This window comes from Streptomyces sp. NPDC006134, assembly GCF_040628835.1.
In the GTDB taxonomy this organism is placed as follows: Bacteria; Actinomycetota; Actinomycetes; order Streptomycetales; family Streptomycetaceae; genus Streptomyces.
Window position 1 is genome coordinate 145,360 of record NZ_JBEXTV010000003.1, and the last position, 19,756, is coordinate 165,115.

20 protein-coding genes and 3 pseudogenes are annotated in these 19,756 nt (G+C 71.4%); 4 read left to right on the forward strand and 19 right to left on the reverse strand.

The genetic code is table 11. The annotated features are described in order from the left end of the window. Positions 1-612 precede the first annotated feature (612 nt). Positions 613-1,002 (forward strand): annotated as a pseudogene (locus tag ABZ340_RS03230) (phosphatase PAP2 family protein); the annotation flags it as partial. 42 nt (positions 1,003-1,044) lie between these two features. On the opposite strand, the gene ABZ340_RS03235 reads toward ABZ340_RS03230, so the two are convergent. Beyond that, positions 1,045-1,725, reverse strand: coding sequence for a response regulator transcription factor (locus ABZ340_RS03235; protein WP_358780012.1), 681 nt, complete (start codon positions 1,723-1,725; stop codon positions 1,045-1,047). Between the two features lie 7 nt (positions 1,726-1,732). Then, the gene (locus tag ABZ340_RS03240; protein ID WP_358780076.1) at positions 1,733-3,196 is read right to left on the reverse strand and encodes a histidine kinase; all 1,464 of its coding nucleotides are present in this window, start codon (positions 3,194-3,196) and stop codon (positions 1,733-1,735) included. Between the two features lie 267 nt (positions 3,197-3,463). Here ABZ340_RS03240 and ABZ340_RS03245 point away from each other — a divergent pair, with 267 nt between their 5' ends. Further along, positions 3,464-3,922 (forward strand): PPOX class F420-dependent oxidoreductase, encoded by a 459-nt coding sequence (locus tag ABZ340_RS03245; protein WP_358780077.1) that lies wholly within the window; start codon positions 3,464-3,466, stop codon positions 3,920-3,922. A 20-nt stretch (positions 3,923-3,942) separates the two neighbouring features. Here ABZ340_RS03245 and ABZ340_RS03250 read toward each other — a convergent pair. From ABZ340_RS03250 to ABZ340_RS03300, 11 genes and pseudogenes are all read right to left on the reverse strand, one after another. Next, a pseudogene (locus ABZ340_RS03250) lies at positions 3,943-4,083 on the reverse strand (TetR/AcrR family transcriptional regulator); the annotation flags it as partial. A 46-nt stretch (positions 4,084-4,129) separates the two neighbouring features. Beyond that, the gene (locus tag ABZ340_RS03255) at positions 4,130-5,446 is read right to left on the reverse strand and encodes a dicarboxylate/amino acid:cation symporter (protein WP_358780013.1); all 1,317 of its coding nucleotides are present in this window, start codon (positions 5,444-5,446) and stop codon (positions 4,130-4,132) included. A 61-nt stretch (positions 5,447-5,507) separates the two neighbouring features. Beyond that, complete coding sequence (locus ABZ340_RS03260; protein ID WP_358780014.1) at positions 5,508-5,609, reverse strand: putative leader peptide; 102 nt, start codon at positions 5,607-5,609, stop codon at positions 5,508-5,510. Positions 5,610-5,781: 172 nt separating this feature from the next. Then, the gene (locus ABZ340_RS03265) at positions 5,782-6,087 is read right to left on the reverse strand and encodes a DUF4229 domain-containing protein (RefSeq protein WP_358780015.1); all 306 of its coding nucleotides are present in this window, start codon (positions 6,085-6,087) and stop codon (positions 5,782-5,784) included. A gap of 192 nt (positions 6,088-6,279) precedes the next feature. Continuing rightward, positions 6,280-6,804 (reverse strand): GNAT family N-acetyltransferase, encoded by a 525-nt coding sequence (locus ABZ340_RS03270; protein WP_358780016.1) that lies wholly within the window; start codon positions 6,802-6,804, stop codon positions 6,280-6,282. A gap of 42 nt (positions 6,805-6,846) precedes the next feature. Beyond that, positions 6,847-7,551 carry a UdgX family uracil-DNA binding protein gene (locus ABZ340_RS03275; RefSeq protein WP_358780017.1) on the reverse strand — a complete coding sequence of 235 codons (705 nt, stop codon included), beginning with the start codon at positions 7,549-7,551 and terminating at the stop codon, positions 6,847-6,849. A gap of 31 nt (positions 7,552-7,582) precedes the next feature. After that, complete coding sequence (gene mqnE / locus ABZ340_RS03280; protein ID WP_358780018.1) at positions 7,583-8,746, reverse strand: aminofutalosine synthase MqnE; 1,164 nt, start codon at positions 8,744-8,746, stop codon at positions 7,583-7,585. Positions 8,747-8,798: 52 nt separating this feature from the next. Beyond that, entirely contained in the window at positions 8,799-9,254 is a 456-nt protein-coding gene (locus tag ABZ340_RS03285; RefSeq protein WP_358780019.1) for an Lrp/AsnC family transcriptional regulator, read from the reverse strand. A gap of 191 nt (positions 9,255-9,445) precedes the next feature. Beyond that, positions 9,446-10,123, reverse strand: a complete 678-nt coding sequence (locus ABZ340_RS03290; protein ID WP_358780020.1) for a UbiX family flavin prenyltransferase — start codon at positions 10,121-10,123, stop codon at positions 9,446-9,448. 76 nt (positions 10,124-10,199) lie between these two features. Next, a complete protein-coding gene (gene mqnP / locus ABZ340_RS03295; protein WP_358780021.1) occupies positions 10,200-11,102 on the reverse strand; it encodes a menaquinone biosynthesis prenyltransferase MqnP in 903 nt (300 codons plus the stop codon). Further along, complete coding sequence (locus ABZ340_RS03300; RefSeq protein ID WP_358780022.1) at positions 11,099-12,556, reverse strand: menaquinone biosynthesis decarboxylase; 1,458 nt, start codon at positions 12,554-12,556, stop codon at positions 11,099-11,101. Before ABZ340_RS03300 ends, mqnP begins: the two co-directional genes overlap by 4 nt. 85 nt (positions 12,557-12,641) lie before the next feature. Here ABZ340_RS03300 and ABZ340_RS03305 point away from each other — a divergent pair, with 85 nt between their 5' ends. Both ABZ340_RS03305 and ABZ340_RS03310 read left to right on the forward strand, forming a co-directional pair. Then, the gene (locus ABZ340_RS03305) at positions 12,642-12,965 is read left to right on the forward strand and encodes a PLD nuclease N-terminal domain-containing protein (protein WP_358780023.1); all 324 of its coding nucleotides are present in this window, start codon (positions 12,642-12,644) and stop codon (positions 12,963-12,965) included. Positions 12,966-13,042: 77 nt separating this feature from the next. Further along, positions 13,043-13,741 (forward strand): annotated as a pseudogene (locus tag ABZ340_RS03310) (MerR family transcriptional regulator); the annotation flags it as partial. A 265-nt stretch (positions 13,742-14,006) separates the two neighbouring features. Here the strand turns inward: ABZ340_RS03310 and ABZ340_RS03315 are convergent. The 6 genes from ABZ340_RS03315 to ABZ340_RS03340 form a co-directional block, all read right to left on the reverse strand. After that, the gene (locus tag ABZ340_RS03315) at positions 14,007-14,411 is read right to left on the reverse strand and encodes an SRPBCC domain-containing protein (RefSeq protein WP_358780078.1); all 405 of its coding nucleotides are present in this window, start codon (positions 14,409-14,411) and stop codon (positions 14,007-14,009) included. Between the two features lie 57 nt (positions 14,412-14,468). Continuing rightward, positions 14,469-15,380 carry a CU044_5270 family protein gene (locus tag ABZ340_RS03320; protein ID WP_358780024.1) on the reverse strand — a complete coding sequence of 304 codons (912 nt, stop codon included), beginning with the start codon at positions 15,378-15,380 and terminating at the stop codon, positions 14,469-14,471. Then, on the reverse strand, positions 15,377-15,991 hold the full coding sequence (locus tag ABZ340_RS03325; RefSeq protein ID WP_358780025.1) for an RNA polymerase sigma factor: 615 nt from the start codon (positions 15,989-15,991) through the stop codon (positions 15,377-15,379). The genes ABZ340_RS03320 and ABZ340_RS03325 overlap by 4 nt, the downstream gene beginning before the upstream one ends. An 83-nt stretch (positions 15,992-16,074) precedes the next feature. Then, positions 16,075-17,223 carry a c-type cytochrome biogenesis protein CcsB gene (ccsB, locus tag ABZ340_RS03330; RefSeq protein ID WP_358780026.1) on the reverse strand — a complete coding sequence of 383 codons (1,149 nt, stop codon included), beginning with the start codon at positions 17,221-17,223 and terminating at the stop codon, positions 16,075-16,077. Beyond that, a complete protein-coding gene (locus ABZ340_RS03335) occupies positions 17,220-18,986 on the reverse strand; it encodes a cytochrome c biogenesis protein ResB (RefSeq protein WP_358780027.1) in 1,767 nt (588 codons plus the stop codon). The genes ccsB and ABZ340_RS03335 overlap by 4 nt, the downstream gene beginning before the upstream one ends. Continuing rightward, complete coding sequence (locus tag ABZ340_RS03340) at positions 18,986-19,756, reverse strand: cytochrome c biogenesis protein CcdA (RefSeq protein ID WP_358780028.1); 771 nt, start codon at positions 19,754-19,756, stop codon at positions 18,986-18,988. The genes ABZ340_RS03335 and ABZ340_RS03340 overlap by 1 nt, the downstream gene beginning before the upstream one ends.

Below are 19,756 nucleotides of genomic sequence, written 5' to 3' on the forward strand. Positions count from 1 at the left end.
GCGGCGCACGGCTGCGCTGCATGGCGTACGTGCCTCGTACGGCGAGGCGGTCACCGGCAGGAGGGGAGGTGAGGGGTTACCTGCGGTCGTCAGGAACGGGATCGTACGGTGCCGTCGTGGGGGGTTCGTGCGGATTGCGGGGCGGTCCGGCGGTGGAGCTGTGCAGCTCCGGGGGTTACGGGCGAGTAAGTCACGTTTGCTCCGGACGCGCGGGGCGATCTCCGGGAAACGGAGGTGCCCGCGGCCGTCAACCCTGACGATCGGCAAGGTCCGGTGTTGCCGTTCGGCTCGGGTTCCCGGCCGTTCCCGCTTCTACGGTCGGGCCTCATGGAGCGAGAACAGCGGGAACGGCAAGATCAACGAGAACAGCGAGGACCGCGGACGAGAGCCCGAGCCGGTCGGCTGCTCGGCGCGGCGGCCGTCCTGGGCGTGGGCGCGGGAGCCGTCGCCCGGCTGTCCCCCGGCGGGCTGGGCGAGGCCGGTGCGGTGGAGGTCACGGGTGGGGCTTCGGCGTCCGCGTACCGGTCGGTGACCGGGGTGGTGGCGGACGCGCCGTCGTGGCTGGGCCCTCTCCTGGAGGTGGCCACCGAGGGCACTCTCGTGATCCTCGGGATGCTGCTCGCCTGGACGGGGTGGGCGGCGATCCGCCGCAGGGACGCGCGCGGGGCCGCCGGGTCCGTGCTGACCGGCCTCGGCACCGTCGCGGCCTACGCGGTGAGCGAAGCGGTGAAGCTCGTGGTGGACGAGGAGCGTCCTTGCCGTGCGCTGCGCGCGGGCGCCGGACTGGTCGCGGAATGCCCCGCAGCGGGGGACTGGTCGTTCCCGAGCAACCACGCCACCCTGGCCGCCGGGCTGGCCGTCGGCCTCGCCGTGCTGCGGCCCCGCCTCGCCGTGGTCACGCTGCCGCTGGCCGGGGCCGCCGCGCTGCTGCGCGTGCTGGTGGGGGTTCACTACCCGCACGACGTGCTCGCCGGCGCGGTGCTCGGCGGCGCTGCCGTGGCGGCGGTGCTCCTCGCGTTCCTGCCCTTGGCCCAGGGGGCGGCATCACGGCTGGGAAAGTGGGGGCGGGACGATCCCGGCCTCGTGGGCGACGACCGCGGCAGCGGCCCGGTTGTCGACGCCCAGTCTCGCCAGGATGGAGCTTACGTGGGCTTTGACCGTTCCCTCCACCACATGGAGCCGCCGGGCGATCTGCCCGTTGGACAGGCCGCTTCCGAGAAAGGCCAGTACCTCTCTTTCCCGGGCGGTGAGGGCGGCGACCCGGTGGCGGGCGGCGGAGCGCCGGCCGGCCAGGGTGCCCGCGCCCGTCGCGGCGAGGTGCGCGACGACCCGGGCCGCGACTTTCGGTGAGAGGTAGGCGGCGCCTTCGGCCACCGCGCGGACTCCGGTGATCAGTTCCTCGGGCTCGCCCGACTTGATCAGGAAGCCCGCCGCACCGCCGCCGAGCGACTTGAGGATGTACTCGTCCTCGCCGAAGGTCGTCAGCATGACGATGCCCGTGGCCGGCACCGCGGTGCGGATCTCCGCGGCGGCCTCGATGCCGTTGAGCCCCGGCATGCGGATGTCGAGTACGGCCACCGCGGGACGGTGGCGCCGGGCCAGTTCCACGGCGTCGTGTCCGTCGGCGGCCTCGGCGACGACCTCGATGTCCGGGGCCGTGGCGAGAACGGCGCGTACCCCTGCCCGGATCATCGGCTCGTCGTCGGCGATCAGCACCCGGATCATCGGGCGCTCACGGGGTGACCGTGTCCAGGGACACCAGGGTGTCCTCCCGGAAGCAGAGCCGGTAGGCGTCGCCGGACCGGTCGTCGAACCGGTCGGCCGTCATCGCGTAGTACTCGCACGTCGTGCCCTCTCCCGTCGGTTCGGCGGTCAGCGGTCGATGGTCCGTCTGCCGGTCCGGCAGGAGACGCTCCACCTCGGAACGGTCCTGCCCCACACGCAGCCGGGCATGGTCGCGTGGGTCCAGGACCGACCGCGACGCCGACAGCATCTCCCAGACCATGAGGGCTCCGCTCAGCAGAGCTCCCGTCACGAGGGGCACCATGACCGCGGCGACCAGGGCCCGGCCGACCCGGCGCCGGGCGCGGCGATGTTCCTCCGGCACCTGGTGACCGCGAGAGACCGAGGGCGCGAGCGGTGGCGGTGGCGAGGGCGGTGGCGGCGAGGGCGTGTGCGGGATACGCGCGACGACCGCGTAGCCCCCGTCGCGCGGGCCGTGGTCGAACGAACCGCCGGTCAGCCGCACACGTTCCTCGAGACCGATGAGGCCACGCCCTCCGCTGCGGGGCCGGGGCCACGGGTTGGCCGCGGACGACGGCGGGCCGTTCTCCACGACGACCTCCGTCTCCGCCGCCGTATGCGTCACGCGGACGGTCGCGGTCGCGCCGGGCGCGTGCTTGGCCACGTTGGTCAGAGCCTCCTGCACGGCCCGGTGGACCGCCCGTCCGACCGCGGGCGGCGGGCCGTCCTCCTCGCCCTCGATGCGCGACTCCACCGTGAGGCCGGCCGCGGAAGCCTCGGAGACCAGATCCGCGAGGCTGGAGTCGCCGGAGTCCAGGGGCGTCGTGCCGGTCTCCTCGCGCAGGACGCCGATCACCTCGCCGAGACGCTCCACCGCGGCCGCGGCCCTGGCCCGGATCTCCCCCGCGGCCTTTCGGTGGTGCTCTTCGAGATCCGGCGCGAGTTTGAGCGCGCCGGCCGACAGGGCGATCAGGCTGAGGTCGTGGCCGAGTACGTCGTGCATGTCCTGGGCGATGCGCGCCCGCTCGCGCAGCCGGGCTTGGTCAGCGATCAGCCGGCGCTCGCGTTCCAGCTGATCGGCACGTTCCCACCCGGCCCGGACAAGCTGCCGGTACTGGCACCAGAACCGGCCCGCGAACCAGGGCAGCATCGTGGCGGCGACCACCACTGCCACGAACCGGCCGGCCAGCGGGAACCACGCGGGAACGACGGACAAGGCCACCACACCGGCCGCGAGAACCGCGACCAGGGCGAGCGCTGTCGGCGCCGTCCGTCCCGGCCGCCGCCCTGCCAGGAACGCGGCGACGGCGGTCGGGACAGCCCACCACGGGTTCGTCACGCTCAGAACGGCGGCCACCGCGGTGGCCACGGTGAGGAGGGGCCCGGGCTCACGTGACCGCCGTACAACACGCCGTAAAACAGCGGTCCCGGTCACGGTCTCACCGTTGATCATCGTGCTGTCCACGGAGACGACGGTACGGACATCGGGCGCTGCCCGACCACTGCCGAAAGTCCAATCCGCGCCGGACGGCGGCGAGCACTGAGCCCCGAAGCGTCCCCGCTCCGTACGGGGTTCACCAGCTCGGCGACCGCCCAGCCGCGCTGTCCGGCAGGGCGGCCAGGGAGTCCTGATCGCCGGGTCCAGGGCGCTGTGCGAAAGCGGGGATCGGGCTCACGGCGTCCAGGAACTTGCGGGGTGGCCACGGACGTTGATCGGATCATGACACAAGGACCAGCGCCTCGCCCACTGTCCGACGAAGCCCTCTCCGACCTCCTCGGCAAGCAGCAGTTCGGCACGCTCGCCACCGTCAAGCGCAGTGGCCACCCCCACCTGACCACCATGGTGTACAGCTGGGACCCCGAGGCCCGCATCGTGCGGTTCTCGACGACGGCCGACCGCGTCAAGGTCGGGCACCTGCGACGCGACCCGCGTGCGGCGCTGCACGTGCAGGGTGGCGACGTGTGGTCGTTCGCCGTCGCCGAAGGCGAGGCCGAGGTCTCCGAGATCACGACGGTTCCCGGCGATGCGGTCGGCCGGGAACTGCTCGGAATGATCCCGCAGGCCGCGAAGCCGGAGAACGAAGATGCGTTTCTGGAGCAGCTGGTCGCCGAGCGCCGAGTGGTCATCCGGTTGAAGGTGGACCGTCTGTACGGAACAGCGCTGGACATCGACGGCTAGGAGGGCCGGGTCCGCGGGCGCAGCACTTTCCAGCCGCGGGGGTGCCGGGCGGTGTGCGTGAAAAAGGCCCGCAGACCGGCCCGGAGGCGGCGGTCTGCGGGCAGTCCGGGATCGATCCCGGCACGGACGGACTCGGTCAGCGCCTGCGCCTCGCGGCGGACGTCAGGGCTTCGCCGGACGGCGGCCAGGTGGCCGCCGGGCGGGCCGTCAGGCGGCGGACGGAACCGGCTCCCGGTCGCGTACCTGCTCCCGCTCCGGCTCGTCGATCGGCGAGCTGTGGGCGGTGTCGTACGCCTCGCGGTCGAGCAGACCCTCGCGGGCGGAGACGATGACCGGCACCAGGGCCTGGCCGGCGACGTTGGTCGCGGTGCGCATCATGTCCAGGATCGGGTCGATCGCCAGCAGCAGACCGACGCCCTCCATGGGCAGGCCGAGCGTGGACAGGGTGAGGGTCAGCATGACCGTCGCGCCGGTCAGGCCGGCCGTGGCGGCGGAGCCGACCACCGAGACGAACGCGATCAGCAGGTAGTCGCCGACGTTGAGCGGGATGTCGAAGATCTGCGCGACGAAGATCGCGGCGATCGCCGGGTAGATCGCGGCGCAGCCGTCCATCTTGGTCGTCGCGCCGAACGGCACGGCGAAGGACGCGTACTCCTTCGGGACGCCCAGGCGCTCGGTGACCTTCTGGGTCAGCGGCATGGTGCCGACGGAGGAGCGGGAGACGAAGGCGAGCTGGATCGCGGGCCAGGCGCCCTTGAAGAACTGGAGCGGGTTGGCCTTGGCGACACCGGCGAGCAGCGCCGGGTAGACCACGAACAGCACGAGGGCGCAGCCGACGTAGATGTCGGCGGTGAAGGTGGCGTACTTGCCGATCAGGTCCCAGCCGTAGGTGGCGATCGCCTTGCCGATGAGGCCGACGGTGCCGAGCGGGGCGAGGCGGATGACCCACCACAGGGCCTTCTGGAGGAGTTCGAGGACGGACTCGCTCAGGTTCAGGATCGGCTTGGCCTTGTCGCCGAGCTGGAGGGCGGCGATACCGGCGACGGCGGCCATGAAGACGATCTGGAGCACGTTCAGCTCGGTGAACGGCGTGATGACGTCCTTGGGCACGATGCCGGTGAGGAAGTCGATCCAGGAGCCGGTGTGCTCCGGCTTCGCCCCGTCCTTGGGGGTGAGGCCGGTGCCGGCGCCGGGGTTGGTGACCAGGCCGATGGCGAGGCCGATGGCGACCGCGATCAGCGAGGTGATCATGAACCAGAGGAGGGTGCGGGTCGCCAGGCGGGCCGCGTTGTTGACCTTCCGCAGGTTGGTGATCGAGACGAGGATCGCGAAGAAGACGAGCGGGGCGACGGCCAGCTTCAGCAGGCCGATGAAGACGTCGCCGATCTTCTCCAGGGTGGTGACCAGCCAGGACACGTCCTGGCTGCGGGCTATCCAGCCCAGTGCGACACCGAGGACGAGACCGGCGATTATCTGGGCCCAGAAGGGCACCTTGAAGGACTTCGTGTTCGTGGACACGGGCAAGCTCCGTTGGGGACGCGCAGAGACTGACGTGGCGGACGGCGGGTCGGGGAGGGGAACGACGTCAGGGACGACAGGTCGCGGACGCGCACCGACAGAGGTCCACGTGCAGGCGCGCCACGAGCGCGACGCTCGGGGGTGCGGAGGGCGCGGCTGCTGAGTTCATGCATGAGACTTTAACACCGGCACTTTGAGACCCCCAAAGCCTTTCTTTGAGAGGCTGGGGGTCGAAGCCGCCCGTTAAACACAAAGCGCCCCGGTTTCCAGGGATTTCGGAAACCGGGGCGCTGTCACGTGTGACGGACCTTACGCGGTCCTTACGCGGCCATCGGCCGCCCTCACGAGGTCTGTCCCTGCGCCGCCCTTCGGGCCGCGTCGTCGGCCAGGTCCTCCTGGCTGCGGTTGGCCTCCAGGTTCGCCTTCATCCGGTCCACCCGGCGCACCACCTGCTCGGAGGCCCGGTCCCGTTCGCCGCGCAGGACCACGAAGCTGATCGGGGCCGAGATCACCAGGGCGAGCAGGATGATCCACATGCCGTTGGAGTCACCGAGGCCGCGGGGGAAGACACCGGAGTAGACGAGGCCCCAGACGACCACGAGGCAGCCCGCGAAGATCCCGAGGCGCTTCAGCGTGTAGCGGAGCATCTCAATCCACTCTTCCGTTCCGAAGGGTCCGTAAGGTCCGTACGTCCCCAAAGGGGCGCCCGGCCTCCAGTGAAGCACGCCGCCGTCCCGATCACGCAAAGGGGTGGTGCGCGGAGACCGCCCGGCGACGAGGCGAAGGCGGCGCGGGGACGAGGCGGAGGCGTACGGCGGTGAGACGAAGACGTACGGCGGTCAGATCAGCGGCAGCAGCATGATGATGTCGTCGCGGTCGTCGCCGGGCGCGACCCGGATCGCGCCGGGCACCCGGCCGACCTCCTTGTAACCGCAGGAGGCGTAGAACCGCTCCAGACCGCGTCCGCCCCGGCAGGTCAGCCGGATCGCCTCGATGCCGTCCAGGCCGCGGGCCGCCTCCTCGGCGGCGGCCAGCAGGTCCCGGCCGTATCCCCTGCCCTGGTGACGGGGGTGCACCATCACCGTGTAGAGCCACACCCAGTGGGCCATCAGCCGGTGCGTGTTGAAGGTGAGGAACGCGGTGGCGGCCACCTCGCCCGCCTCGTCGTGGCCGACGAGCAGCCGGGCCCGCCCCTCCGCCATGGCGACCATGTGCTTGACCAGCTCCGGTCGTACCTCCTCGCGCGTCACGGGCGGTACGAACCCCACGGAGCCGCCCGCGTTGGAGACGTCGGTCCACAGGTCGAGGACGCCTTCGCGCAGGGCGGGCGTGACAGCGGGATCGAGAGTGAAAGTAAGGGACACGCAGCCATCGTAACCATTACTTCAAGGGTCTCGGGCGCCCGTTCACCCCAGGGCCTGTGCCGCCACCCGCAGATCCGACACCAGCCCCTGGTACGCCACTTCCCGGTCCTCCGCCCGCAGCACCGCCGACGGGTGCACGGTCGGCACCAGCCGTTCCCGGCGGCCGTGGATCTCCTCCTGGAGGACCGTGCCGCGTACCTGGGTGACCCGGAACGACGGCCCGAGCAGCGCCTTGCCGGCGGTCGCGCCCAGCACCACGATCAGCTCGGGCTCCAGCAGCGCCAGCTCGGCGGCCAGCCACGGCCCGCACGCCGTCGCCTCGCGCCGGGTCGGCGCCTTGTGGAGACGGCGCTTGCCCGGTCCGGCCTGGGTGAACTTGAAGTGCTTGACGGCGTTGGTGACGTACGCCTCACCCGGGTCGATGCCCGCCTCGGCCAGGGCGCGGTCCAGCAGCCTGCCCGCCGGGCCGACGAACGGCCGGCCCTGCCGGTCCTCCTGGTCGCCGGGCTGCTCGCCCACCAGCATCACGCGGGCGTCGGCGCTCCCGGCGCCGAACACGGTCTGTGTGGCGTCCCGGTGCAGGGGGCAGCCCCGGCAGCCGGCGGCGGCCTCGCGCAGGGCGGCGAGGTCCGCGTGGTCCGGGTCCGGGACGAAGGGCTCGGCGGTGTAGGCGTCCTCCGGTGCCGCGGACGCGGAAGCCTCGGAGGACGAGGAAGCCGCCGGGGACGCGGGGGTGCGGGGGCTCATGGCCGCCGGGTACCCCCGCGTCCGGCCGGGCTCACACCCGCATGGGCTGCGGGGAGTCGCGGCGGGCCGGGTCCGGACCGTCGTACTCCCGGATGATCTCGTAGCGCGTGTTGCGCTCCACCGGCCGGAAACCGGCGTCGCGGATCAGGTCCAGCAGGTCCTCGCGGGTCAGCTTGTTCGGCGTGCCGTAGTTGTCCGCGTCGTGCGTGATCTTGTACTCGACGACCGAGCCGTCCATGTCGTCGGCGCCGTGCTGGAGGGCGAGCTGGGCGGTCTGCACGCCGTGCATGACCCAGAAGACCTTGACGTGCGGGACGTTGTCGAACAGCAGCCGCGAGACCGCGAAGGTCTTCAGCGCCTCCGCCCCGGTCGCCATCCGCGTCCGGGCCTGGAGCCGGTTGCGGATCTTGCCGTCCTTCATGTCGACGAAGTCGTGCTGGTAGCGCAGCGGGATGAAGACCTGGAAGCCGCCGGTCTCGTCCTGGAGCTCACGCAGGCGCAGCACGTGGTCGACGCGGTGGCGGGGCTCCTCGATGTGGCCGTACAGCATGGTGCACGGGGTCTTCAGGCCCTTCTCGTGTGCCAGGCGGTGGATGCGGGACCAGTCCTCCCAGTGGGTGCGGTGGTCCACGATGTGCTGCCGGACCTCCCAGTCGAAGATCTCCGCGCCGCCGCCGGTGAGGGACTCCAGCCCCGCGTCGATCAGCTCGTCGAGGATCTCGCTCGCGCTCAGCCCGGAGATCGTCTCGAAGTGGTGGATCTCGGTGGCGGTGAACGCCTTCAGGGACACGTGCGGCAGGGCGGCCTTCAGCTCCCGCAGCGAGCGCGGGTAGTAGCGCCACGGCAGGTTGGGGTGGAGCCCGTTGACGATGTGCAGCTCGGTGAGGTTCTCCGACTCCATCGCCTTGGCCAGCTTCACGGCCTCCTCGATGCGCATCGTGTACGCGTCCTTCTCCCCCGGCTTGCGCTGGAAGGAGCAGTAGGCGCAGGAGGCCGTGCAGACGTTGGTCATGTTGAGGTGGCGGTTGACGTTGAAGTGGACGACGTCGCCGTTCTTCCGCGTCCGCACCTCGTGCGCGAGACCGCCGAGCCAGGCCAGGTCGTCCGACTCGTACAGCGCGATGCCGTCCTCGCGGGACAGCCGCTCACCGGAGCGGACCTTCTCCTCCAGCTCGCGCTTGAGCCCGACGTCCATGCCGTTACCTCTTTTCCTGCCGACAGACTTCCACCACCGTACGCCTCACGCCCTACATCTCCTCGGGCAGCTCTCCCACCCGGTTCTCCCACTTGGTGGACAGCACGATGGTGGTACGGGTGCGGGAGACACCCCGGGTGCCGCTGAGCCGGCGGATGATCTTCTCCAGGCCGTCCACGTCGGTGGCACGCACCTTGAGCATGTAGGAGTCGTCGCCGGCGATGAACCAGCAGTCCTCGATCTCCGGCAGGTCCTTCAGCCGGCGCGCGACGTCCTCGTGGTCGGCGGCGTCGGAGAGCGAGATGCCGATGAGGGCGGTGACGCCGAGGCCGAGCGAGGCGGAGTCCACGGTGGCCCGGTAGCCGGTGATGACGCCGGCCGCCTCCAGCCGGTTGATGCGGTCGGTGACGCTGGGTCCCGACAGTCCGACGAGGCGTCCCAGCTCCGCGTAGGAGGCCCGGCCGTTCTCCCTCAGGGCCTGGATGAGCTGCCTGTCCACCGCGTCCATGCGATCGAAGCCTTCCGCTGAAGAGGTCTGTGAGACCTGAGGAGTTCCTGAAACGTGTGGGGGGGGGAGGTGGTGCTCGGTGAAGTCGTTCTCGGTGAAGTCGTGCTCGGGGAGTGGGGTCCAGTGAGTGGTGCTCGGTGAGGGGTCCTCGGTGCGTGGTGTCCGGTGTGGTGGTGCTCAGTGGGTGGTGCTCAGTCCGACGTACGCGCCCCGCCGCCGAGTTCCCCTCGCCAGCGCCGGTAGAGCGTGTGCTCGACGCCCGCCGCGTCGAGGACCCGCCCGGCGACGAAGTCCACGAGGTCCTGGATGTGCGTGGCCCCCGCGTAGAAGGCCGGCGAGGCGGGCACCACGGCCGCGCCCGCGTCGTCCAGCGCCACCAGGTGCCTCAGGGTCCGGCCGTCCAACGGGGTCTCCCGGACGGCCACGACCAGCGTGCGCCTCTCCTTCAGGGTGACGCTCGCCGCTCGCTGGAGCAGGTCCTTGGAGAGTCCGAGAGCGACTCCGGCCACGCACGCCGTCGACGCCGGCACGATGATCATGCCCTTGGCGGGGTACGACCCCGAGGACGGCCCGGCGGCGAGGTCGCCCGCGCTCCAGTGCCGTACGTCCGCGAGGTCCACGTCGAAGGCGTCCGGCTTGCCGTCCGCCCCCCGCGCCAGCCATTCCCGCAGATCGTCCCGCCAGTGGGCGTCCCGGTAGGAGAGGCCGATCTCGTCGAGCAGGGTGAGCCGCGAGGCCCGGCTGACGACGAGGTCGACGCTCTCGCCGGCGGCGAGCAGGGCGCGCAGGACGGCGGCGGCGTATGGGGTGCCGGATGCTCCGGAGACCCCCACGATCCAAGGCGTGCGCTGCGTTTCCCCTGCGTTCACGTCTTGAGCGTACCGGTGGCGGGCTCGGTCTTCAGGACCGGCCGCCCCCTTCGCACGTCTCGGGCCCGCCGCCGGATCAGACGGTCAGGCCCCGGACCAGCAGATCCAGCAGCGCGCACACGAACAGGGCGATGCCGATGAAGCCGTTGACGGAGAAGAACGCCCGGTTCAGGCGGGACAGGTCGTTCGGGCGGACGATCGTGTGCTCGTAGACGAAGGCGCCCGCGACGATCAGCAGGCCGAGCCAGAAGAAGGCGCCGGCGCCGGTGGCGAGGGCGTACCAGACGAACAGGGCGGTGGTGACGGTGTGGCAGGCGCGGGCGCCCCGGATCGCGGCGGGGATGCCGAAGCGGGCCGGGACCGACTTCACGCCGATCTCCCGGTCGGTCTCCACGTCCTGGCAGGCGTAGATCAGGTCGAAGCCGCCGATCCAGACGCCGACCGCGAGGCCGAGGATCACCGCCTCCCAGGACCACTCGCCGGTGACGGCGAGCCAGCCGCCGATGGGGCCCATGGCCTGGGCGAGGCCGAGGATGGCCTGGGGGAAGTTCGTGAACCGCTTGCCGTAGGGGTAGACCACCATCGGGATCACCGCGACGGGGGCGAGGGCGAGGCAGAGCGGGTTGAGCAGGGCCGCCGCGCCGAGGAAGACGGCCAGCGCGATCAGGGCGCCCGTCCAGGCGTGCCTGACCGACATCGCGCCGGTGACCAGTTCGCGGTGGGCGGTGCGCGGGTTGCGGGCGTCGATCTCGCGGTCGATGATCCGGTTGACGGCCATGGCGAAGGTGCGCAGGCCCACCATGCAGACGGTGACCAGCAGCAGCCTGCCCCAGTGGATGTTCCCGTCCCACCGGTGCATCGCGGTGAGGGTGGCGATGTAGGCGAAGGGCAGCGCGAACACCGAGTGCTCGATCATGACCAGGCGCAGGAACGCCCTGGTGCGACCCGGCTGCGGGATCGCCGCGGAAGCCGAACTCACAGGCCGTACTCCTTCCAGCGGCGGCTGACCTTGGCCGCCGTCTCGGGGTCGGACTCCACCATGTCGGGCCAGCCGCCGTCGCGCGTGTAGCCCTCCTCGGGCCACTTCTTCGTGGCGTCGATGCCCGCCTTGCCGCCCCAGAACTGCTGGTAGGAGGCGTGGTCGAGGTGGTCGACGGGGCCTTCGACGACGGTGAGGTCCCGGGCGTAGTCCGTGTTGCCGAGCGCGCGCCAGGCGACTTCGTGCAGGTCGTGCACGTCGCAGTCGCTGTCCACGACGACGATCAGCTTGGTCAGGGACATCATGTGGGCGCCCCAGATGGCGTGCATGACCTTCTGGGCGTGCTTGGGGTACTTCTTGTCGATCGAGACGATCGCGCAGTTGTGGAAGCCGCCCGCCTCGGGCAGGTGGTAGTCCACGATGTCCGGCACGATGATCTTGAGGAGGGGGAGGAAGAAACGCTCGGTCGCGCGGCCCAGCGGGCCGTCCTCCGTCGGCGGGCGGCCGACGACGATCGACTGGAGCAGCGGGCGCCTGCGCATGGTCACGCAGTCGATGGTCAGCGCCGGGAAGGGCTCCTGCGGGGTGTAGAAGCCGGTGTGGTCGCCGAAGGGGCCCTCGGGCAGCATCTCGCCGGGCTCCAGCCAGCCCTCCAGCACGACCTCCGCCTGCGCCGGGACCTGGAGCGGGACCGTCTTGCAGTCGACCATCTCGATCCGCTTGCCCGCGACGAACCCGGCGAACAGGTACTCGTCGATGTCGCCGGGGAGCGGGGCGGTGGAGGCGTACGTCACGGCGGGCGGGCAGCCGAAGGCGATGGCGACCGGCAGGCGCTCGCCGCGCCGGGCGGCGACCTGGTAGTGGTTGCGGCTGTCCTTGTGGATCTGCCAGTGCATGCCGATGGTGCGCTTGTCGTGGCGCTGGAGGCGGTACAGCCCGAGGTTGCGGACGCCCGTCTCCGGGTCCTTGGTGTGGGTCAGGCCCAGGTTGAAGAAGGAGCCGCCGTCCTTGGGCCAGGTGAACAGGGCGGGCAGCCGGTCCAGGTCCACGTCGTCGCCGGTGAGGACGACCTCCTGCACGGGGGCGTTGTCGGGCTTGACCTTCTTCGGCGGCACGTGCGCCATCGCGCCGAGCTTGCCGAACGCCTCGCGCACGCCGACGAACCCGTGCGGCAGCTCCGGCTTCAGCAGCCCGCCGATCTTGTCGGAGATGTCGTCGTACGACTTCAGGCCGAGCGCCTTCAGCAGCCGCCGGTCGGTGCCGAAGACGTTCATCGCCAGCGGCATCGACGAGCCCTTCACGTTCTCGAAGAGCAGGGCGGGGCCGCCGGCCTTGTTGACCCGGTCGACGATCTCCCCGACCTCCAGATACGGGTCGACCTCGGCCTTGATGCGCTTGAGGTCTCCCTCGCGCTCCAGTGCCCTGAGCAGGGAGCGAAGATCGTCGTAAGCCATGGGGTCCAGTATCCCCGAGCCGCTACCCTGACCCTGTACCCGGGGGCCGCGCCCCCGGCCCCGACGACCTTCGCTGGAGAGGCCCATGCTCCGGGTGCTGATGTTCCTCGTGCCGCTGGCGTTGAGCGTCTACGCGTTCATCGACTGCATCAGCACGAAGGACGAGGACGTACGTCACATGCCCAAGCCGCTGTGGGCGATCCTCGTGCTGCTCTTCCCGCTGGTCGGCTCGGTCTCCTGGATCATCGCGGGCAAGACCCGCAGCCCCGCCGCCGAGGGCTGGTCCGGGGTGCGCGGCGGCGCCGGCCGGTCGCGGCAGTGGGTCGCGCCCGACGACAACCCCGAGTTCCTGAAGTCGCTGGGCGAGGAGAGGCGGGACGACGAGGACCGCAGGCGCGACGAGCCCTGAGGCCCGGGGACTCCTCCGCGCGTGAGGCGCGCCCCGGCAACTCCTCCGTCTACGAGACGTGTGAGGCCCGTGCAGCCATGACCGGCGAACCCCGCCTCCGCTCCGTGGACCTGGCCCGCCTGGCCGGCGTCTCGACGCAGCAGATCCGCAACTACGAGGACGCCGGCGTCCTCCCGCCGGCCGCCCGCACCGCGTCCGGCTACCGCACCTTCCGGGAGGTGCACCGCCGTGCCCTGCTCACCTTCCGGGCGCTGCTGCGGGGATACGGGCCGGTGCCCGCGGCGGACATCATGCGGGCCGTGCACGCCGGTGACGTCCCCGGCGCCCTCGCCCTCGTGGACGCCGCGCACGCCGCCCTGCACGAGGAGCGGCAGTCGCTGCGGGCCGCGCGCGAGGCGCTGGAGGCACCACCGGCCCGGCAGGAGCCCGGACCGCTGCCCCGCGCGGGCGGCCTGCGCATCGGGGAGGTGGCCCGCCTGCTGGGCGTACGGACCTCCGCGCTGCGGGTGTGGGAGGCGGCCGGGCTGCTCACGCCCGGCCGCGAGCGTGGCACCGGGTACCGCGTGTACGGCCCGGCCGACGTCCGCGACGCCCGCCTGATCCACGCCCTGCGCCGCAGTCACCACCTCCTGGACCGGATCCGGCCCGTGCTGGAGGGGCTGCGCCGCGAGGGCAGCAGCGAGGCCCTGCGGGCGGCGCTGGCGGCGAGGGGCGAGGCGCTGACGGCCCGTACGCGGGCCATGGTGGCGGGAGCCGGACACCTGGACGACTACCTCGGCCATCTCGACCATCTCGGCGGCCTCGGCGGTCACGGTGGTCACGGCGGTCACGGCGGTCACGGTGGTCACGGCGGTCGCGAAGGCGCGGACCGGGCGGACGCGGGCAGGGACGGGGACGGGGATGGGGATGGGGGCGCGAGCGGGCCGGGGCCGTCACCGGTATGACCCGGCCGGGGCGGGTCGGCCCGCACGCCCGCCCACGGGCGAGGCCGGACGCGCGCTCACCGTCGGCCGAGGCGGGTCCCGGGGAGCGGGAAGGACACTACGGACCGGGTTCGAGCAGCTCGACGAGCCGCTCGAACCGTGCCCGCCAGCGCTGCTCGGACTCCCGCTCGCCCTCGAACTCGTGGGTGAAGCGGAGCGCCGTGCCCTCCTCCCCGTCCCGCTCCAGGTGGAAGCGGATGCGCCCGCCGCCCTCGACCGTGTACTCGGCGACCCGGTCCACGTCCCAGGCGGTGATCCGCCCGGCCCCGACCCCGCGCAGGACGACAGCGCCGCCCAGCCGGGGTTCGAGCTCGTCGGCCGGGGTGTACCAGGCCGCGAGCCCGACCTCGGTGGCCAGCGCGGGCCAGACCTTCTCCATGGGCCGGGGGAGCCGCACCAGGAAGTGCAGGATGTGCGTGTTCCCGTGGGTCTGGCTGGTGCCCTGTGCGATGGATCCGGCCATTCCTGCCATTCCGGTCATGTCACCAGCGTGGCCCCCGGCCGGGGAATGTGCACGTGGTCAGGGGCGCTGACCCGCCTTGTCCACCACGGCGCGCTCCAGGACGGCGAACCGGCCGGTCACGTCGCCCTTCTCGAAGCCCCAGGGCAGGTCCTCGACGGCCACCTCCCGCTCGCCCAGGAACTCCTTGGTCTTCTTGTCGAAGATCAGCTCGACGCGCTCCCCGTCGTCGACCCGGGCGACCGCGATCCCGTGCCGGCCCGCCGCGTCGACCGCGTCGTCGACGACGAAGACCCCCCGGATCTTCGCCGCGGCCCGGTAGAGGGCGGCGGCCTGGGCCGGTGGCATCAGGGACTCGCGGGCGAGGTCGCCGACGAGGACGAAGTTGGCCTCGTCCTTGCTGTCACTGCCCTCGCTGACGCTGTTCAGCCACTCGAACATCTCGTCGGGGTCGGTGGGGAGCGTCTGGAGGTGGCGGTAGTCGGTGTTGGACGGGATGCCGGGGGTCGGCTTCTCCAGCGGCTCGTGGTCGGACTTGGCGTAGGGGTCGTGCAGCATGCCCTCCCGCGAGCCGTCCACCGACAGCCAGACCTCGCGCTGGTGGACGGGTTCGAGCTCGGCGGGCGCGTCGTCGCCCCGCTGCACGGTCCAGCCGCCCTTGCTCTTGATGTACACGAACTGGTCGTCCCGGATGTCCGTCGGCGCGTCGGCCTTCTCCGCCGCCAGCGCGATGTCCTCCAGCAGGGCCACCGCCTCCTTCGACGTGGCCGGGGCGGATTCGCCGGACGGCAGGGCGACGGTCAGGGTCGCGACGACGGCCGCGGCGGCGCCCGCCACCAGCGCGGGGCGCAGCCACCCGGACGGTTTCCGGGCGGGAGCGGGACGGTCGGTGTGCCGGATCTCGGTCATCAGATGCTCCTTCAGGAGTCGGTGACGGCCCGGCGGGAGGTCTCTCTCGGGAAGGCGGTTCATCGGTTTCCCTCCGTGATGGGCCTGACCGCGGTGGTGCGGTCACCTCTCATCTGTCCGTGGGATTCGGGGAGTTCCATATGGTTTGTGACCTTCGCGAGTTTCGCTCGGGCGCGGGAGAGCCGGGACCGTACGGTGCCGACGGGCACCCCGAGCGCCTCGGCGGCGGCCTTGTAGTCCAGGCCCGACCAGACGCACAGCGCCAGCACCTCCCGCTCGGTGCGCCGCAGCGCCGCCAGGGCGGTGCGGACGAGGGCCAGCTGGGCGGCGTCGTCCACCCGCCCGGCCACCTCGTCGGCGTGGTCGCGCACGGCGGTGTCGCGGGGCAGCCGGGCGACGGCGGCGGCGTGTCTTCGGGTGGCGCGGCGGGTGTTGCGAGCGACGTTGGTGGCGATGCCCAGCAGCCAGGGCCGTACCGACCCGCCCTCCGCCTCCAGCCGCTCCCGCAGCCGCCAGGCGTCCAGGAAGGTGAGCGAGACGACGTCCTCGGCGGTGGCCCAGTCGCCGGTGAGCCGGAACGCGTGGTTGTAGACGGAGCGTGCGTACGCGTCGAAGAGCTCACCGAAGGCGTCGTGGTCCCCCGCGCGGATGCGTGTCCGCAGATTCGTGTCCACGTCCTCTTGCCTGTCCGTACGGCGAAGGCCGGTTCCCGTGACCCAGGTCACGGGAACCGGCCTTTCGGGCGGAAAGGGGGAGTTCAGAACCCGACGGTCTGGAGCGCCCCGAGGCCCACGTCGGCGTAGGAGTGCTTGCCGGAGACGAAGATGTTCACGCCGTAGTAGTTGAACAGCCAGCAGGCGAAGGCGAGCAGCGCCAGGTAGGCGGCCTTGCGGCCCTTCCAGCCGGCGGTGGCGCGGGCGTGCAGGTAGCAGGCGTAGGCGACCCAGGTGATGAAGGACCAGGTCTCCTTGGGGTCCCAGCCCCAGTAGCGGCCCCAGGCGTCACCGGCCCAGATCGCGCCCGCGATGATCGTGAACGTCCACAGCGGGAAGACGGCGGCGTTGACGCGGTAGGAGAACTTGTCGAGGGAGGCCGCGGACGGCAGCCGGTCCAGGACGGAGTCGGCGAACCGGCCCGGGGTGCCGCCGGAGGCGATCTTGTTCTCGTAGGAGTCCTTGAACAGGTACAGGATCGTGGCGACCGCGCCCACGTAGAACACCGCGCCGCAGAAGATCGCCGTGGAGACGTGGATGTACAGCCAGTACGAGTGCAGGGCGGGGACGAGCTGGTCGCTGGCGGTGTACAGGACGGTGACGGCCAGGCCCAGGTCGAGCAGGACCGTGGTGGTCAGGGGCAGGCCGAGCCACCGGACGTTCTTCTTCAGGGCGAGCAGCGCGAGGTACACGCCGACGGCGACCGTGGAGAAGGTGATGTTGAACTCGTACATGTTGCCCCACGGCGCCCGCTGCACCGACAGGGCCCGGGCGAGCACGCCGCCGAACTCGACGAGGAAGCCGAGCACGCTGAGGGAGACGGCGATACGGCCGTAGAGGTCGCCCTTCTCCGTGCCGCCGTGCGCGCCCGGCCCGTCGGGTACGTCGCGGGAGCCGGACGCGGCCCGTACGACGACCTCGGGCCGCTCCAGTACGGCGGTGGAGCCCGCCTTCTTCACGGTCACGGCCGGGGCCTTGGACCGCGCCTGCGTCTGCGCGGTGAGCGCGGCGGCGGTGCGGCCGACCTTGCTGCGGCTGCCGAAGAGCCACTCCGCGATGTAGGCGAAGAACGCCAGGGTGTAGACGGCCATCGCGGAGTAGATCAGCACGTTGCTGATGCTCGCGAGGTTCTCGTTGGTCGCTGCGGCCAGGTGGGTCACGGCGGCCGGATCGGTGGCGGCGGCGAGAGTCACTTCTGCTCAGCCCTCTCGGCAGGTGCGGCTGCGGGGTCGGGGGTTTCCGGGGGATCGGACGGGTCGGGTTCGGGGGCGCCGGGCGCCCGCTCGTAGAGGCTCCCGGCGAGGTCGCCGAGCTCCTCGGGCACCTTGGCGGACTCGCTGCGGCCGAGGCCGGCCATCTCGACGACGGTGACGCCGTCGGCCCCCTTGACGGCCCGCACCCACACCCGGCGGCGCTGGATGAACAGGGAGCCGGCGAGGCCGAGGATGGCGGCGACGGCACCGGCGAGCGCCCAGCCGCTGGCGGGCTGGCGGGTGACCTGGAAGCCCGCCCACTCCTTGACGCCCTCGAAGGTGACCGAGCCGGCGCCGTCGGGAAGGGTCATGGTCTGGCCGATCGCGAGCTGCTTCTTGAACAGCTCGCCGTCGGTGTCCTTGAACTCCTTCAGGTTCTTCCGGTCGAGCTGGTACACGCTCTGCGGGATGCCGGAGTCGACGCCGAGGTCGCCGTGGTAGGCGGACAGCGCCAGCATCGGGTTGATCAGCGCCGGGAACCGGGACACCATCGTCGTTCCCTTCCCGCCGTAGGTCGGCAGGAAGAAGGCGTTGAAGCCGAGCTGTTCCTTCTTGCCCTGGGCGTTGCGGTAGCCGTCCATCACCTTGACGGCGCCGGAGGAGGTGACGTTGGCGTCCAGCGGCAGCAGGGGCACGGCCTCGCGGTCCATGACGACGTTGCCCTTGCCGTCCCTGACGGTGAGGACGGGCGCGTAGCCGTGGCTGACGAGGTAGACCTTCGAGCCGTCGATCTCCAGCGGCTTGTTGACCTTGACGGTGGTCTTCCGCTCCTTGCCGTAGGCGCCGACGCTGTAGGTGAGGTCCGCCTCGTAGGTGCGCGGGGTGCCGCGGTTGGGGCCGGTTGCCTCGTAGGTGCCCTTGAAGTCCTTCAGGGTGAAGCTGAACGGCTCCAGGTCGTCCGGCGTGAACAGGGTGCCGGACTTCTTGTCGTCGTACTGGGTGAGGGTGTTGGCGAAGCCGTCGCCCTCCAGGATCAGCTTGTTGCCCTCGAACTTGAACAGCTGCCCCCAGGCGAACGCGACCAGCATCACGATCAGCGCGATGTGGAAGACGAGGTTGCCCACCTCGCGCAGGTAGCCCTTCTCGGCGGCGACGGCGTCACCGGTGGCGTGGGCGCGGAAGCGGCGCTTCTTCAGCAGGGCGAGCGCGGCCTCGCGGACCTGCTCGGGCTCGGCCTCGGTGCGCCAGGTGGTGTAGGCGGGCAGCCGGGTCAGGCGCTTGGGGGCCTTCGGCGGGCGGCCGCGCAGCTGGCCGACGAACTGCCAGGTGCGCGGCACGATGCAGCCGATGAGGGAGACGAACAGCAGGATGTAGATCGCGGAGAACCACACCGAGCTGTAGACGTGGAAGAGGCCGAGCTTGTCGTAGATCGGGGCGAGGGTCTCGTGCCGCTGCCGGAAGTCCTCGACCTTGGTGGCGTCGATGCCGGACTGCGGGATCAGCGAGCCGGGGATCGCGCCCAGCGACAGCAGCAGGAGCAGCAGCAGCGCCACCCGCATCGAGGTGAGCTGCCGCCAGAACCAGCGGGCCCAGCCGATGACGCCCAGGGAGGGCAGGTTCGGGGCGTCCTCGCCGGGGGCCGTGGACAGCTGCGAACCGGCGGCGCTCAGGTCCTGGTCCTGGACCTGGTCCTCGGCGGCGTCCGGGGCCTCGCCGGGCGGAGTCTTGCCGGCCGGGGACGTGTCGGTCGTGGTCTTGCTCATCAGATCCCCACAGTGAAGCCGTTGGACCAGGTCTGCATGGACTGCACGATGCTGTCCCACGCGCCGGTCAGCAGCAGCAGACCGGTCACGATCATCATCGTGCCGCCGGCGCGCATCACCCAGACGTAGTGGCGTTTGACCCAGCCGAAGGCCCCGAGAGCCTTGCGGAAGGCGACCGCGGCGAGCACGAAGGGCACGCCGAGGCCGAGGCAGTAGGCGACGGTCAGTATGGCGCCGCGGCCGGCGGTGCCCTGCTCGGAGGAGAGGATCAGCACCGACGACAGGGTCGGGCCGATGCACGGTGTCCAGCCGATGCCGAACAGGGCGCCCAGCACGGGGGCACCGATCAGCCCGCTCACGGGCTTCTTGTGGAAGCGGAACTCGCGCTGGGTGAGCCAGGGCATCAGGCCCATGAAGAACACGCCCATGAGGATCATGAACACGCCCAGCACCTTGGTGAGGACGCCCCGGTTGTCCTGGAGAGTCTCGCCGAAGTAGCCGAACAGCGCCCCGCTGGAGACGAACACGGCGGTGAAACCGAGGACGAAGAGCGAGGCGCCCGCGACCATCCGGCCGCGCCGGGCCTCCGCCAGATCGGTGCCGGTGACCCCGGTCACATAGGAGAGGTAGCCGGGGACCAGGGGCAGGACGCAGGGCGAGAAGAAGGAGACGAGACCGCCGAGGAGCGCGATCGGCAGGGCCACCAGCAGGGCGCCGTTGAGCACCGTGCCGTTGGGGCCCTCCACGGCCAGCGTGGACAGTGCGCTCAC